11 protein-coding genes are annotated in these 16,532 nt (G+C 55.9%); 2 read left to right on the top strand and 9 right to left on the bottom strand.

Annotation, left to right across the window (positions count from 1 at the left end; all coding sequences use genetic code 11):
• The first annotated feature begins 72 nt into the window (after positions 1 to 72).
• Both rpoB and rpoC read left to right on the top strand, forming a co-directional pair.
• On the top strand, positions 73 to 4,101 hold the full coding sequence (rpoB, locus tag ACMGGH_RS06535; RefSeq protein ID WP_015569976.1) for a DNA-directed RNA polymerase subunit beta: 4,029 nt from the start codon (positions 73 to 75) through the stop codon (positions 4,099 to 4,101).
• Between the two features lie 76 nt (positions 4,102 to 4,177).
• Complete coding sequence (rpoC, locus tag ACMGGH_RS06540) at positions 4,178 to 8,401, top strand: DNA-directed RNA polymerase subunit beta' (protein ID WP_028015097.1); 4,224 nt, start codon at positions 4,178 to 4,180, stop codon at positions 8,399 to 8,401.
• 58 nt (positions 8,402 to 8,459) lie between these two features.
• On the opposite strand, the gene ACMGGH_RS06545 is transcribed toward rpoC, so the two are convergent.
• From ACMGGH_RS06545 to thiC, 9 genes are all read right to left on the bottom strand, one after another.
• Complete coding sequence (locus tag ACMGGH_RS06545; protein WP_008503455.1) at positions 8,460 to 8,777, bottom strand: PTS lactose/cellobiose transporter subunit IIA; 318 nt, start codon at positions 8,775 to 8,777, stop codon at positions 8,460 to 8,462.
• Complete coding sequence (locus tag ACMGGH_RS06550) at positions 8,777 to 9,085, bottom strand: PTS sugar transporter subunit IIB (protein ID WP_010425948.1); 309 nt, start codon at positions 9,083 to 9,085, stop codon at positions 8,777 to 8,779. The genes ACMGGH_RS06545 and ACMGGH_RS06550 overlap by 1 nt, the downstream gene beginning before the upstream one ends.
• 146 nt (positions 9,086 to 9,231) lie before the next feature.
• Entirely contained in the window at positions 9,232 to 10,773 is a 1,542-nt protein-coding gene (locus ACMGGH_RS06555) for a sensor domain-containing diguanylate cyclase (RefSeq protein ID WP_232949165.1), read from the bottom strand.
• A 337-nt stretch (positions 10,774 to 11,110) separates the two neighbouring features.
• The gene (thiH, locus tag ACMGGH_RS06560; RefSeq protein ID WP_232949166.1) at positions 11,111 to 12,238 is read right to left on the bottom strand and encodes a 2-iminoacetate synthase ThiH; all 1,128 of its coding nucleotides are present in this window, start codon (positions 12,236 to 12,238) and stop codon (positions 11,111 to 11,113) included.
• The gene (gene thiG / locus ACMGGH_RS06565; RefSeq protein WP_232949167.1) at positions 12,235 to 13,005 is read right to left on the bottom strand and encodes a thiazole synthase; all 771 of its coding nucleotides are present in this window, start codon (positions 13,003 to 13,005) and stop codon (positions 12,235 to 12,237) included. Before thiG ends, thiH begins: the two co-directional genes overlap by 4 nt.
• A gap of 1 nt (position 13,006) precedes the next feature.
• Positions 13,007 to 13,207, bottom strand: coding sequence for a sulfur carrier protein ThiS (gene thiS / locus ACMGGH_RS06570; RefSeq protein WP_232949168.1), 201 nt, complete (start codon positions 13,205 to 13,207; stop codon positions 13,007 to 13,009).
• The gene (locus ACMGGH_RS06575; protein WP_028015102.1) at positions 13,191 to 13,946 is read right to left on the bottom strand and encodes a HesA/MoeB/ThiF family protein; all 756 of its coding nucleotides are present in this window, start codon (positions 13,944 to 13,946) and stop codon (positions 13,191 to 13,193) included. The genes thiS and ACMGGH_RS06575 overlap by 17 nt, the downstream gene beginning before the upstream one ends.
• Positions 13,939 to 14,574, bottom strand: coding sequence for a thiamine phosphate synthase (gene thiE / locus ACMGGH_RS06580; protein ID WP_059357737.1), 636 nt, complete (start codon positions 14,572 to 14,574; stop codon positions 13,939 to 13,941). The genes ACMGGH_RS06575 and thiE overlap by 8 nt, the downstream gene beginning before the upstream one ends.
• Complete coding sequence (thiC, locus tag ACMGGH_RS06585; protein ID WP_232949169.1) at positions 14,574 to 16,469, bottom strand: phosphomethylpyrimidine synthase ThiC; 1,896 nt, start codon at positions 16,467 to 16,469, stop codon at positions 14,574 to 14,576. Before thiC ends, thiE begins: the two co-directional genes overlap by 1 nt.
• Between the last annotated feature and the right edge of the window lie 63 nt (positions 16,470 to 16,532).

Consider the following 16,532-nt stretch of genomic DNA (forward strand, 5'->3'; position numbering starts at 1 on the left):
ACAAAATGGTGTTGCACAAACTGTCCCTTCGTCGGACAGATGGGTCGACTTGTCAGCGAGCTGAGGAACCCTATGGTTTACTCCTATACCGAGAAAAAACGTATTCGTAAGGATTTTGGTAAACGTCCACAAGTTCTGGACATTCCATATCTCCTTTCTATCCAGCTTGACTCGTTCCAGAAGTTTATCGAGCAAGATCCTGAAGGGCAGTACGGTCTGGAAGCAGCCTTCCGTTCCGTGTTCCCGATTCAGAGCTACAGCGGTAACTCCGAGCTGCAGTACGTCAGCTACCGCCTTGGCGAACCGGTGTTTGACGTTCAGGAATGTCAGATCCGTGGCGTGACCTATTCCGCACCGCTGCGCGTAAAACTGCGTCTGGTGATCTACGAGCGCGAAGCGCCGGAAGGCACCGTAAAAGACATTAAAGAACAAGAAGTCTACATGGGTGAGATTCCACTCATGACGGACAACGGTACTTTCGTTATCAACGGTACTGAGCGTGTTATCGTTTCCCAGCTGCATCGTAGCCCGGGCGTCTTCTTCGACAGCGATAAAGGTAAAACACACTCTTCCGGTAAAGTACTGTATAACGCACGCATCATTCCTTACCGTGGTTCATGGCTGGACTTCGAGTTCGATCCAAAAGACAACCTGTTTGTCCGTATCGACCGTCGTCGTAAACTGCCTGCAACCATCATTCTGCGTGCACTGAACTATACCACTGAGCAGATCCTGGACCTGTTCTTTGAGAAAGTGATCTTTGAAATCCGCGACAACAAGCTGCAGATGGAGCTGGTGCCGGAACGTCTGCGTGGTGAGACCGCGTCGTTCGACATCGAGGCCGACGGCAAAGTGTATGTGGAAAAAGGTCGCCGTATCACCGCGCGCCACATCCGCCAGCTGGAAAAAGATGATATCAAACACATCGAAGTTCCGGTTGAATACATTGCAGGAAAAGTAGCCGCGAAAGATTACGTTGATGAATCAACTGGCGAGCTGATCTGCCCGGCGAACATGGAGCTGAGCCTGGATCTGCTGGCTAAGCTGAGCCAGTCTGGCCACAAACGTATCGAAACGCTGTTCACTAACGATCTGGACCACGGTCCGTACATCTCTGAGACTGTACGCGTCGACCCAACCAACGATCGTCTGAGCGCGCTGGTAGAAATCTACCGCATGATGCGTCCTGGTGAGCCACCAACTCGCGAAGCGGCTGAAAGCCTGTTCGAGAACCTGTTCTTCTCCGAAGACCGCTACGATCTGTCCGCGGTAGGTCGTATGAAGTTCAACCGTTCTCTGCTGCGCGACGAAATCGAAGGTTCCGGTATCCTGAGCAAAGACGACATCATCGAAGTGATGAAGAAGCTCATCGATATCCGTAACGGTAAAGGCGAAGTGGACGATATCGACCACCTCGGCAACCGTCGTATCCGTTCCGTTGGCGAAATGGCGGAAAACCAGTTCCGCGTTGGCCTGGTACGTGTAGAGCGTGCGGTGAAAGAGCGTCTGTCTCTGGGCGATCTGGATACCCTGATGCCTCAGGATATGATCAACGCCAAGCCGATTTCTGCAGCAGTGAAAGAGTTCTTTGGTTCCAGCCAGCTGTCTCAGTTCATGGACCAGAACAACCCGCTGTCTGAGATCACGCACAAACGTCGTATCTCTGCACTCGGCCCAGGCGGTCTGACCCGTGAACGTGCAGGCTTTGAAGTTCGAGACGTACACCCGACTCACTACGGTCGCGTATGTCCAATCGAAACGCCTGAAGGTCCAAACATCGGTCTGATCAACTCCCTGTCCGTGTACGCACAGACAAACGAATACGGTTTCCTTGAGACCCCGTATCGTAAAGTGACCGACGGTGTGGTTACCGACGAAATTCATTACCTGTCTGCTATCGAAGAAGGCAACTACGTTATCGCTCAGGCGAACTCCAACCTGGATGACGAAGGCCACTTTGTAGAAGATCTGGTTACCTGCCGTAGCAAAGGCGAATCCAGCTTGTTCAGCCGCGACCAGGTTGACTACATGGACGTATCCACCCAGCAGGTGGTATCCGTCGGTGCGTCCCTGATCCCGTTCCTGGAACACGATGACGCCAACCGTGCATTGATGGGTGCGAACATGCAACGTCAGGCCGTTCCAACTCTGCGTGCTGATAAGCCGCTGGTTGGTACCGGTATGGAACGTGCTGTTGCCGTTGACTCCGGTGTTACTGCAGTTGCTAAGCGTGGCGGTACCGTTCAGTACGTTGACGCATCCCGTATCGTTATCAAAGTTAACGAAGACGAGATGTATCCGGGCGAAGCGGGTATCGACATCTACAACCTGACCAAATACACCCGTTCTAACCAGAACACCTGTATCAACCAGATGCCTTGCGTATCTCTGGGTGAGCCAGTTGAGCGCGGCGACGTGCTGGCAGACGGTCCGTCCACCGACCTCGGTGAACTGGCGCTCGGTCAGAACATGCGTGTAGCGTTCATGCCGTGGAACGGTTACAACTTCGAAGACTCCATCCTCGTCTCCGAGCGTGTGGTTCAGGAAGATCGTTTCACCACCATCCACATTCAGGAACTGGCCTGTGTGTCCCGTGACACCAAGCTGGGGCCAGAAGAGATCACTGCCGACATCCCTAACGTGGGTGAAGCTGCGCTCTCCAAGCTGGATGAATCCGGTATTGTTTACATCGGTGCGGAAGTGACCGGCGGCGACATTCTGGTAGGTAAGGTGACGCCGAAAGGTGAAACCCAGCTGACCCCAGAAGAGAAACTGTTGCGTGCTATCTTCGGTGAGAAAGCGTCTGACGTTAAAGACTCTTCTCTGCGCGTACCAAACGGTGTTTCCGGTACGGTTATCGACGTTCAGGTCTTCACTCGTGATGGCGTTGAGAAAGATAAGCGTGCGCTGGAAATCGAAGAGATGCAGCTCAAACAGGCTAAGAAAGACCTGTCTGAAGAACTGCAGATCCTCGAAGCAGGTCTGTTCAGCCGTATCTATGCGGTGCTGGTTGCCGGTGGCGTTGAAGCTGAGAAGCTCGACAAACTGCCACGCGATCGCTGGCTGGAACTCGGCCTGACCGACGAAGAGAAACAAAATCAGCTGGAACAGCTGGCTGAGCAGTATGACGAACTGAAACACGAGTTCGAGAAAAAACTCGAAGCGAAACGCCGCAAAATCACTCAGGGCGACGATCTGGCACCAGGCGTGCTGAAGATTGTTAAGGTGTATCTGGCTGTTAAACGTCAGATCCAGCCTGGTGATAAGATGGCAGGTCGTCACGGTAACAAGGGTGTTATCTCTAAGATCAACCCGATCGAAGATATGCCGCACGATGCTAACGGTACGCCGGTAGATATCGTACTGAACCCACTGGGCGTACCGTCTCGTATGAACATTGGTCAGATCCTGGAAACCCACCTGGGTATGGCTGCGAAAGGTATCGGCGACAAGATCAACGCCATGCTGAAACAGCAGCAGGAAGTCGCGAAACTGCGCGAATTCATCCAGCGTGCCTACGATCTGGGTACCGACGTGCGTCAGAAAGTCGACCTGAACACCTTCAGCGATGAAGAAGTACTGCGTCTGGCAGAGAACCTGCGCAAAGGTATGCCAATTGCAACGCCGGTATTCGACGGTGCAAAAGAAGCTGAAATCAAAGAGCTGCTGCAACTGGGTGGTCTGCCAACGTCTGGTCAGATTACGCTGTTTGACGGCCGTACCGGTGAACAGTTTGAGCGTCCAGTAACCGTAGGTTACATGTACATGCTGAAACTGAACCACCTGGTCGACGACAAGATGCACGCTCGTTCTACCGGTTCTTACAGCCTGGTTACTCAGCAGCCGCTGGGTGGTAAGGCACAGTTCGGTGGTCAGCGCTTCGGGGAGATGGAAGTGTGGGCGCTGGAAGCATACGGCGCGGCATACACCCTGCAGGAAATGCTCACCGTTAAGTCTGATGACGTGAACGGTCGTACCAAGATGTATAAAAACATCGTGGACGGCAACCATCAGATGGAACCAGGCATGCCAGAATCCTTCAACGTACTGTTGAAAGAGATTCGTTCGCTGGGTATCAACATCGAACTGGAAGACGAGTAATTCTCGCTCAAACAGGTCACTGGTGCCGGGTTAACCCCCGGCACCGGATTGTGCTAACTCCGACGGGAGCAAATCCGTGAAAGATTTATTAAAGTTTCTGAAAGCGCAGACTAAAACCGAAGAGTTTGATGCGATCAAAATTGCTCTGGCTTCGCCAGACATGATCCGTTCATGGTCTTTCGGTGAAGTTAAAAAGCCGGAAACCATCAACTACCGTACGTTCAAACCTGAGCGTGACGGCCTTTTCTGTGCGCGTATTTTCGGGCCAGTAAAAGACTACGAGTGCCTGTGCGGTAAGTACAAGCGCCTGAAACACCGCGGTGTGATCTGTGAGAAGTGCGGCGTTGAAGTGACCCAGACTAAAGTACGCCGTGAGCGTATGGGCCACATCGAGCTGGCGTCTCCAACTGCTCACATCTGGTTCCTGAAATCTCTGCCGTCCCGTATCGGTCTGCTGCTGGATATGCCGCTGCGCGATATCGAACGTGTACTGTACTTCGAATCTTATGTAGTTATCGAAGGCGGGATGACGAACCTGGAACGTCACCAGATCCTGACTGAAGAGCAGTATCTGGACGCGCTGGAAGAGTTCGGTGACGAATTCGACGCGAAGATGGGTGCGGAAGCTATTCAGGCCCTGCTGAAGAGCATGGATCTGGAGCAAGAGTGCGAGCAGCTGCGTGAAGAGCTGAACGAAACCAACTCCGAAACCAAGCGTAAAAAGCTGACCAAGCGTATCAAACTGCTGGAAGCGTTCGTTCAGTCTGGTAACAAACCAGAGTGGATGATCCTGACCGTTCTGCCGGTTCTGCCGCCAGATCTGCGTCCGCTGGTTCCGCTGGATGGTGGTCGTTTCGCAACGTCCGATCTGAACGATCTGTATCGTCGCGTTATCAACCGTAACAACCGTCTGAAACGTCTGCTGGATCTGGCTGCGCCGGACATCATCGTACGCAACGAAAAACGTATGCTGCAGGAAGCGGTAGATGCCCTGCTGGATAACGGTCGTCGCGGTCGTGCGATCACCGGTTCTAACAAGCGTCCTCTGAAATCTTTGGCCGACATGATCAAAGGTAAGCAGGGTCGTTTCCGTCAGAACCTGCTCGGTAAGCGTGTTGACTACTCCGGTCGTTCTGTAATCACCGTAGGTCCATACCTGCGTCTGCATCAGTGCGGTCTGCCGAAGAAAATGGCACTGGAGCTGTTCAAACCGTTCATCTACGGCAAGCTGGAGCTGCGTGGCCTGGCCACCACCATCAAAGCCGCTAAGAAAATGGTTGAGCGTGAAGAAGCTGTCGTTTGGGATATCCTGGACGAAGTTATCCGCGAACACCCGGTACTGCTGAACCGTGCACCAACCCTGCACCGTCTGGGTATCCAGGCATTTGAGCCAGTCCTGATCGAAGGTAAAGCTATCCAGCTGCACCCGCTGGTTTGTGCGGCCTATAACGCCGACTTCGATGGTGACCAGATGGCTGTTCACGTACCGCTGACGCTGGAAGCCCAGCTTGAAGCGCGTGCGCTGATGATGTCTACCAACAACATCCTGTCTCCAGCGAACGGTGAACCAATTATCGTTCCTTCTCAGGACGTTGTATTGGGTCTGTACTACATGACCCGTGACTGTGTTAACGCCAAAGGCGAAGGCATGGTGCTGACTGGCCCGAAAGAAGCTGAGCGTATTTATCGCGCTGGCCTGGCCTCTCTGCATGCGCGCGTTAAAGTGCGTATCACCGAATACGAAAAAGATGCAAACGGCGAATTCGTTGCGAAGACCAGCCTGAAAGACACGACCATTGGCCGTGCCATTCTGTGGATGATCGTACCGAAAGGTCTGCCTTTCTCCATCGTCAACCAGGCGCTGGGCAAGAAAGCGATCTCCAAAATGCTGAACACCTGTTACCGCATTCTGGGTCTGAAGCCGACCGTTATCTTCGCTGACCAGACAATGTATACCGGCTTTGCTTATGCAGCGCGTTCAGGTGCATCTGTTGGTATCGATGACATGGTCATCCCAGAGAAGAAACACGAGATCATCTCTGAAGCGGAAGCTGAAGTTGCTGAGATCCAGGAGCAGTTCCAGTCTGGTCTGGTAACCGCGGGCGAACGCTACAACAAAGTTATCGATATCTGGGCAGCGGCGAACGATCGTGTATCCAAAGCGATGATGGATAACCTGCAAACCGAAACCGTGATTAACCGTGACGGCGTCGAAGAGCAGCAGGTTTCCTTCAACAGCATCTACATGATGGCCGACTCCGGTGCGCGTGGTTCTGCAGCACAGATTCGTCAGCTGGCAGGTATGCGTGGTCTGATGGCGAAGCCAGATGGCTCCATCATCGAAACGCCAATCACCGCGAACTTCCGTGAAGGTCTGAACGTACTCCAGTACTTCATCTCCACGCACGGTGCGCGTAAAGGTCTGGCGGATACCGCACTGAAGACAGCGAACTCCGGTTATCTGACGCGTCGTCTGGTTGACGTTGCGCAGGATCTGGTTGTGACTGAAGACGATTGTGGCACCCTCGAAGGTATCACCATGACCCCGGTTATCGAGGGTGGTGATGTTAAAGAGCCGCTGCGCGATCGCGTACTGGGTCGTGTGACCGCGGAAGACATTCTGAAGCCGGGCACCGCAGACATTCTGGTTCCACGCAACACCCTGCTGCACGAACAGTGGTGTGACCTGCTGGAAGCGAACTCTGTTGACTCCGTGAAGGTACGTTCCGTTGTATCCTGTGACACCGACTTTGGTGTGTGTGCGCACTGCTACGGTCGTGACCTGGCGCGTGGCCACATCATCAACAAAGGTGAAGCCATCGGCGTTATCGCGGCACAGTCCATCGGTGAGCCGGGTACACAGCTGACGATGCGTACGTTCCACATCGGTGGTGCGGCATCTCGTGCGGCTGCTGAATCCAGCATTCAGGTGAAAAACAAAGGTAGCATCAAGCTCAGCAACGCGAAGTCTGTTGTTAACTCCGCAGGCAAGCTGGTTGTGACCTCTCGTAACACCGAGCTGAAGCTGATCGACGAATTCGGTCGTACCAAAGAGAGCTATAAAGTGCCTTACGGTGCGGTTATGGCGAAAGGTGATGGCGAGCAGGTTGCCGGCGGTGAAACCGTTGCAAACTGGGATCCACACACCATGCCGGTAATCACCGAAGTAAGTGGTTTCATCCGCTTTACTGACATGATCGACGGCCAGACCATTACTCGTCAGACCGACGAGCTGACCGGTCTGTCTTCTCTGGTGGTTCTGGATTCTGCTGAACGTACTACCGGCGGTAAAGATCTGCGTCCTGCACTGAAAATCGTTGATGCTCAGGGTAACGACGTTCTGATCCCGGGTACCGATATGCCTGCGCAGTACTTCCTGCCGGGTAAAGCGATTGTACAGCTGGAAGATGGCGTACAGATCAGCTCTGGTGACACTCTGGCGCGTATTCCTCAGGAATCCGGCGGTACCAAGGACATCACCGGTGGTCTGCCACGCGTTGCGGACCTGTTCGAAGCTCGTCGTCCGAAAGAGCCTGCAATCCTGGCTGAAATCAGCGGGATCATCTCCTTCGGTAAAGAGACTAAAGGTAAGCGCCGTCTGGTTATCACACCAGTAGATGGCAGCGAGCCGTACGAAGAGATGATTCCTAAGTGGCGTCAGCTCAACGTGTTCGAAGGCGAACGTGTAGAACGTGGTGACGTAGTTTCCGACGGTCCAGAAGCGCCGCACGACATCCTGCGTCTGCGTGGTGTGCATGCTGTTACTCGTTACATTGTTAACGAAGTACAGGACGTATACCGCCTGCAGGGCGTTAAGATTAACGATAAGCACATCGAAGTTATCGTTCGTCAGATGCTGCGTAAAGCAACCATCGAAAACGCGGGCAGCTCCGACTTCCTGGAAGGCGAGCAGGTTGAATACTCACGCGTTAAGATCGCTAACCGCGATCTGGAAGCGAACGGCAAAATCGGTGCGACCTTCGCACGCGATCTGCTGGGTATCACCAAAGCGTCTCTGGCAACCGAGTCCTTCATCTCCGCAGCATCGTTCCAGGAAACGACTCGTGTCCTGACCGAAGCCGCTGTTGCAGGTAAACGTGATGAACTGCGCGGTCTGAAAGAGAACGTCATCGTGGGTCGTCTGATCCCTGCCGGTACCGGTTATGCGTACCATCAGGATCGTATGCGTCGTCGCGCAGCGGGCGAACTGCCAGCTGCACCGCAGGTTACTGCTGAAGATGCATCCGCGAGCCTGGCAGAACTGCTGAACGCAGGTCTGGGCGGTTCCGACAACGAGTAATCGTTGATGCCGTAAATAAAAAACCCGCCTCGGCGGGTTTTTTTATATCTGCATTTCTTCAATTCACTAGCGGGATGCGTCGATAAAGCTCAATCATGTCGCCCGCCAGATCCTGGATAACCATCGCGTTCATCAGGTGGTCCTGAGAATGAACGGTGATCAGATTAACCGGCAGTTTCCCGGTCCCTTCGTCAAGTCCAATAAGCTGCGTCTGGATCGTATGCGCGTGCTTCACATATTCGCGGGATTCTTCCATCGCTTTTTCAGCTTCGTCAAACTCACCTTTACGCGCCATCTGCAGAGCCGTCAGGGCCGCACTGCGGGCCGCACCGGCGTTGACCAGCAGTTCCATGATTGTGGTTTCTAAGTCTTCCATTATGACTCCAGCAGTTTAAGCGCTTTTTCCAGTACGGCATCGCCTTTCATCATGCCGTAATCCATCATGTCGATCACCGCGACCTTTTTGCCCAGCGGGTCGGCCTGTGCCTGCAGTTTAGCCTGCTCGTATTTGACCTGTGGCCCCAGTAATACGATGTCGGCCGTCGCGATATTGTCTTTAAACTCCGCAACCGGAACGGCTTTAATGGTGACTTCAACCCCTTTTTTCTGCGCGGCATCTTTCATACGTTGAACCAGCATGCTGGTTGACATTCCCGCTGCACAGCATAAAACGATGTTCTTCATAATCAGCCTCGATCTACATGTGTTTATTGATAATTATCCTGCGCAGAGAGCTTCAACAACCGCTTTACCGCGATTGTGTGTCAGGCATCACAAAGAAAGCGGCATTTTTCTGAAACCGGTTACAATTCTTCGAGTAAGAGAGAAAGTCAGCCGACGGCAGTGCGAACAATACGGTTTTTTCCCTGCTTTTTAGCACTGTAGAGCGCGTTATCAACGCTACCTACAAATTGTTCCAGCGGTTCGAAGTGCCATTCACCCAGACCCGCGCTGAACGTGACGTGCAGATTTTCTTCCCGCCATGCGCGTCTTTCAACGGCGGTGCGCCATGCGTCAAGCAATGAAAATGCGGCAGCGATCTGCTCGGCCTGGAAAATTACCGCGAACTCTTCACCACCGTAGCGATAGACCGAGACGTGGTGGGGCTGCATTATCTGGATCCCCTCGCGCGCCACGTTACGCAGGACAATGTCGCCGCTCAGGTGTCCCCACGTGTCGTTAATTGACTTGAAGTTATCAATATCAACCAGCGCCATCGCGAAAGGGTGGTGGGCATTTAATAATTTCTCCACATCGTTATCGAACGCACGGCGGTTTTTGCAGCCGGTCAGCGCATCGTGAGTGGCCTGACGAACATACGCCATCTCACGCTCTTTATTGGACTGAATGGTGCGGCTCAGCATCGCTTCCAGACGCGGCGCCTGGCTCACATCGCCCGTTTTGATCGCATTGATAATGGTCATCAACACGGTACGCGAGGCATGACGCAGATAGAGGCCGAAGAGAATGATAATGATGGCCGCCAGCGCGAAACCCCAGCCTACGATTGTCGTTTCGTGTCGGGTGATATCGGTAAGCGTTGCGCCAGAGACCCTGTAAATGACAAACCAGTCCGGATTGGTAAATGAGTAGTAGTAATACCAGGCGTCGGTTTTCTTATCGTAAAGGTGGCCTTCGCCGCTGGTCATTTTATCCATCAGCGCTTCGCTGACGTACTGTTTGAAAAGCACGCCCGTATCAGGGTGCAGCACGACGGCGCCATCGCGTTCGACGACGAAGAATTCCCCCTGAACAGGGGCGACCATCTGACGCAGGGTATAGCCCATTGACGTTAAGTCGAGATGAAACGCAATCGTACCTTTAAGTCGACCTTCTGGTGAAATCAACGGTTTATAGAGTGTGACCGTCGGATGACCGTTGAAATAGTCCATATAGGGACGGGTGTAGTGGCTGAATATACTGGCTTCAGCATGGGCGACAAACCACGGACGCGTCCGGGGATCGAAGGTTTTACTCTTTTCCGTCTGGAGCACTTCCGGCGCGCGCAGATAATGTCCCTGCGTGTCTGCCAGCGAGATGGATGACACGGTCGGCATCAGGTTTTGCAAATGCATCATCATCTGCAGCCCTTGCGTCGGGTTGACGTTGAGGGTCTCGTTTAGCCTGTCATCGCGTGCAAAATACATCGCGGAGCGGCCCAGGATATAGTCGTTTTCACGCAGGATTGACTCGGTGTAGTTCACCGCAAGGTTATGGGTGAAATTGCCATTAATCTTATGATAGTCCTCAAGGAAATCCTTTCGTTGTGAAAGAGTTACCACGACCGCGATCAGCGCAAAACTGCACAGAATCCCCGCGAAGCTGAGCATAATGGGTCGGGTGAAAGAGAGCTTTTTGCTGTGAAGTGCCATGAGTTGTACATCGATCCTGATGGTGAATATTTTTCGTCTGCCGATATCCTCTCAGCATAGTCGCTGTCCTGCGGTTAGCGGTGAATTATACGGAACACGATTTCAGGCGAGATGATTTATCTTAAGAATCACTAAGAAATTCCTTATCCATACTTTTGCGCCCCTCTTATGCACGGAATCGAAGGCAGGGCGAAACGAGGAAGAAGCTTTTCGCCCTGGTCAGCATCCGTTGCTGACCTGATGACAATAAAAAACCGGACGATCGCTGACAATCATCCGGTTTTACCTTTCCGTAACGCCTCGATAATTTTCTACCGTGTTGCAGTGCGTTACATCGTCATTGCGAGGCTCTTCCCAGCCAGCTGTCCCAGTCTTTCCAGACAGGCTGTAAACCCTGTACCGTCAGGGCGGTGGCAACGGCTTCCGGACGCCGTCCGTCATGCGGTGCAAACTGCTCAAGCTCCGGATGGTCGTCTGCATATCCGCCCGGCTGCGTTTTGGAAAACGCGCTGACGTTGTTAATCGCCAGCGGGATGACGCGATCGCGAAACGCCGGGGATTCACGCGTTGAGAGCGATAACTCCACTTCCGGGGCGAGCAGGCGAAACGCGCAGATGGTCTGCACCAGCTGGCGTTCATCCATCAGCGAAGCCGGTTCAATGCCGCCTGCGCAGGGGCGCAGGCGTGGGAAGGAGATGGAGTATCGGGTCTGCCAGTAGTGCTGTTGCAGCCACAGCAGATGTTCTGCCACCATGTAGCAATCTACCCGCCAGCTGTCGGAAAGCCCAATTAGCGCACCCAGCCCGATTTTGTCGATCCCGGCGCGGCCCAGCCTGTCCGGCGTTTCCAGCCGGAAGAAAAAATCCTGCTTCTTCCCTTTCAAGTGATGCCGCGCGTACGTCGCCTCGTGGTAGGTTTCCTGATAGACCATAACGCCGTCCAGCCCGAGCGTTTTTAACTCCGCATACTCGTCCTGCGACAGGGGCTGAACCTCCATCTGCAACGACGCAAACTCCCGACGTATCGCAGGCAGATGCTGGCGGAAATAGTCCATTCCCACTTTCCCCTGATGCTCGCCCGTGACCAGCAGAAGATGGTCGAACCCCATTTCACGAATAGCAGCACACTCGCGGGCGATCTCATGCTCATCGAGCGTTTTCCGCTTGATGCGGTTGCTCATGGAAAAACCACAGTAGGTACAGTCGTTGGCGCACAGGTTCGAAAGATAGAGCGGGACGTAGAAGCTCACCGTATTGCCAAACCGCTGCCGGGTGAGGCGCTGGGCGCGCTGCGCCATTGGTTCAAGATAGGCGCTGGCCGCCGGGGAGAGCAGGGCCATCAGATCCTCGCGGGTCAGCTGACGGGCATTCAGCGCGCGCTCCACGTCAACAGTCGTTTTGCTGTTAATGCGCAGGGCAATATCGTCCCAGTTAAGCTCGCGCCAGCGCTCGGTAAACGTGCTCATGAGAGTGCCTCCAGAAAGCCGGTCAGCGGGCTGGTGGCCTGTGCCTGAAAACTGCGCGAGCCGGGGCCGGACTCTCTGGCCAGTACGCCAGCCTCCACGGCGAGACGAAACGCACGCGCCATCATGACCGGGTCGTCGGCCACCGCAATGGCGGTATTCACCAGCACCGCGTCGGCACCCATTTCCAGCGCCTGCGCGGCATGGCTGGGCACGCCGATCCCCGCATCCACCACCACCGGCACGGTCGCCTGCTCGATGATGATCTCCAGCATCGCGCGGGTCTCCAGCCCCTGATTGGAGCCAATGGGCGCCCCCAGCGGCATGACGGCGGCGCAGCCGACCTCTTCCAGACGCTTACACAGCACGGGATCCGCGCCGCAGTAAGGCAGAACGGTAAACCCCTGCTGCACCAGCTTTTCTGCGGCTTTCAGGGTCTCGATCGGGTCGGGCAGCAGCCAGCGGGCATCCGGGTGAATTTCCAGCTTCAGCCAGCAGGTGCCGAGCGCTTCCCGCGCCAGCTGTGCGGCGAAAATTGCCTCCTCGGCCGTTTTCGCGCCGGAGGTGTTGGGCAGCAGCGTCACGCCTGCCTCCAGGAGCGGCGCAAGTATGGCATCGTTGTGCTGGCGCAGATCCACGCGCTTCATCGCCAGCGTCACCAGCTGGCTGCCGCTTTCACGAATAGCATCCACCATCAGCTGCGGCGAGGCGAATTTGCCGGTTCCGGTAAACAGATGTGAATCAAAGACTTTATCAGCAATACGTAACATCTCAGCCCCCTGCGATAACCTGAAACAGCAGGATCTGGTCGCCTTCATTGACCTGCTGAAGTTCCCACTGCTCGCGCGGCAGGATCTGTTGATTGAGCGCCAGCGCCGTTCCCGGCTTGAGCTGGCGCAATTTGTCGAGCAGGACGGCAACGGTGAGACCGTCGTCGCACGTCAACGGCTCATCGTTAAACAGAATGCGCATCGTGGCCTCCGCATACCGGGCAGTGGCTGGCGCGGTGTAGTGCCAGATGGCGCCAGCCGCTGGAGCGGGCGTCGAACAGCCGGAGCGTGTTGCGTTCCGTCTCCATGCCGCTGAGCAGCTTGATAGCCTCCAGTGCCTGAAGGGTACCCATCACGCCCACCACCGGGCCAAGAATGCCTGCCGTGCGGCAGTTACGCTCCGGTTCAGCCTCGTCCGGCCACAGGCAGCGGTAACAGCCCTGCGCCCACGGCGGCGTAAGCACCATTATCTGCCCGCCGAAACCGACCGCGCTGGCGGTGATCAGCGGCGTGTTCTGTGCAACACAGGCCGCGTTGATGGCCTGACGCGTCGCCATGTTGTCCGTGCAGTCCAGCACCGCGTCGGCAAGGGCAACTTCACGTTGCAGCTCGTCTCCGCTAAGCCGCGTCTGGAGCGCAATCAGTTCGATATCCGGATTAAGCTGGTTAAGCCGCTGCCGGGTGATCTGCGCTTTAGGCTGGTTAACATCTTCAGTCGTGAAGAGGATTTGCCGTTGCAGGTTGCTGAGGTGCACCTCGTCGTCATCGGCCAGCACCAGCGTGCCCACGCCCGCACCGGCCAGATACAGCGCGGCGGGCGCGCCTAATCCGCCCAGGCCGACAATCAGTACCCGGCTGGCGAGCAGCTTTTGCTGCCCGTCAATGGCGATATCCTCCAGCAGGATCTGGCGGCTGTAGCGCATAAAATCGCGGTCATTCATCGCCTGCTCCTGCCAGCTGTAAAAGCTGCGCGGTGGCGGACCGCCAGTCTGCCGCCTGGGTGATAGCGCTGACGACGGCGATACTGCCGACGCCGGTCTCCAGCACCGCCGGGGCGCGTTCAAGGCTGATTCCACCGATGGCGACGGTCGGATAATCGGCAAGGCGCTTAACGTGGCTCGCCAGCTGCGTCAGACCCTGCGGGGCAGAAGGCATCTGCTTGGTTTGCGTCGGGAAAACGTGACCGAGGGCGATGTAGGAGGGGCGGGCCGCCAGCGCCACGTCGATTTCCATATCATCGTGTGTTGAAACGCCAAGGCGCAGGCCAGCCTGGCGAATGGCGTTCAGATCGGTGGTTTCCAGATCCTCCTGGCCCAAATGCACGCCGTACGCCCGGTGCTTAACGGCCAGCCGCCAGTAGTCGTTGATAAACAGGCGAGCAGTGTAGCGATGCCCCAGCGCGATGGCGGCGGCGACGTCGGCCTCCACCTCTTCATCACGCTTATCTTTGATGCGCAGCTGGAGGGTGCGAACGCCGGCCTCCAGCAGGCGTTCGATCCACTCCACGCTGTCCACCACCGGGTAAAGCCCTAAGCGAAAGGGCACGGAGGGGAAATCGGGCTTGTACATTACGCCTCCTCTTTTTTGAGGTAAATTTCGCCGCCTCTGGCGCGGAAGGTTTCCGACATGTCCGCCATACCGACTTCAATGGTCTGTGCGGCGGCGTAATCCCGCACCTCCTGGCTGATTTTCATCGAGCAGAATTTTGGCCCGCACATGGAACAGAAGTGCGCCACCTTGCCCGACTCCTGGGGCAGGGTTTCGTCGTGATAGGCGCGGGCGGTGAACGGATCCAGCGCCAGGTTGAACTGGTCTTCCCAGCGGAATTCAAAGCGCGCTTTGGACATTGCGTTATCGCGGATTTGCGCGCCCGGATGGCCTTTCGCCAGATCCGCCGCGTGGGCGGCAATTTTATAGGTAATCAGTCCCTGCTTTACGTCCTCTTTGTTGGGCAGGCCGAGATGCTCTTTCGGCGTCACGTAGCAGAGCATGGCGCAGCCAAACCAGCCGATCATCGCCGCGCCAATCCCGGAGGTGAAGTGGTCGTAGCCCGGTGCGATGTCCGTGGTCAATGGCCCCAGAGTGTAGAACGGCGCTTCGTGGCAGTGCTCCAGCTCCTCGGTCATGTTGCGGCGTATCATCTGCATCGGCACGTGGCCCGGGCCTTCAATCATCACCTGCACGTCATACTCCCAGGCGATTTTGGTCAGCTCGCCCAGGGTGTGCAGCTCGGCAAACTGCGCTTCGTCGTTGGCATCGCGGATGGAGCCCGGACGCAGGCCGTCGCCCAGCGACAGGGAGACGTCGTACGCGGCGCAGATTTCGCAGATCTCGCGGAAGTGCTCGTAGAGGAAGTTTTCCTGATGATGGGACAGGCACCACTTCGCCATGATGGAGCCACCCCGCGAGACGATGCCGGTCAGACGTTTCGCCGTCATCGGCACGTAGCGCAGCAGCACGCCCGCGTGAATGGTGAAGTAGTCCACGCCCTGTTCCGCCTGCTCCAGCAGCGTGTCGCGAAACGCTTCCCAGGTGAGGTTTTCGGCGATGCCGTTGACCTTCTCCAGCGCCTGATAAATCGGGACGGTGCCAATCGGCACCGGGCTGTTACGCAAGATCCACTCGCGGGTTTCGTGGATGTAGCGGCCAGTGGAGAGGTCCATCACCGTGTCCGCGCCCCAGCGTGTGGACCAGACCAGCTTTTCCACCTCTTCTTCGATGGATGACGTCACCGCCGAGTTGCCGATGTTGGCGTTGACCTTCACCAGGAAGTTGCGGCCGATAATCATCGGCTCCGATTCCGGGTGGTTGATGTTGGCGGGGATAATCGCGCGCCCGGCGGCCACTTCGTCACGCACAAACTCCGGCGTGATGTTCTCCGGCAGGCGAGCGCCAAAGCCTTCACCCGGATGCTGGTGGCGCAATATTTCGCTGCGGATGCGCTCGCGGCCCATGTTTTCGCGGATGGCGATGAACTCCATCTCCGGCGTGACGATACCCTGGCGCGCGTAGTGCAGCTGGGTTACGCACTTGCCCGCTCTGGCGCGTTTTGGCGTCAGCAGGCCGGTAAAGCGCAGCTCGTCCAGACCGTCGTCGGCCAGGCGTTCTTTGGTGTACGCAGAGCTGCGCACGCTCAGCTCTTCGCAGTCGTTACGCGCGTCAATCCACGGCTGGCGCAGCTTTGCCAGACCCTGCTGCACGTTGATGGCGACAGAAGGATCACCGTACGGGCCGGAGGTGTCGTATACCGGCACGGCTTCGTTGTCTTCATACTGGGGGTTTTCTTTGCTGCCGCCGATAAGCGTCGGGCTGAGCTGGATTTCGCGCATCGGGACGCGGATATCGGCCTGTGAACCGGTGATGTAGATGCGTTTCGAGTTCGGGAAAGCGGTGCCTTCCAGGGTGTCGATGAAGTGTTGGGCCTGTGCACGCTGTTCGCGGCGGGTCAGTTTTGTTGTAGACATAGCTCATTCCAGAAGTGAAGGACATGGCTTGTCAGACGACGGATGAAGCAAGAGGAGATCGCC

The organism is Enterobacter sp. BNK-16 (assembly GCF_048684955.1).
Lineage (GTDB): Bacteria > Pseudomonadota > Gammaproteobacteria > Enterobacterales > Enterobacteriaceae > Enterobacter > Enterobacter bugandensis.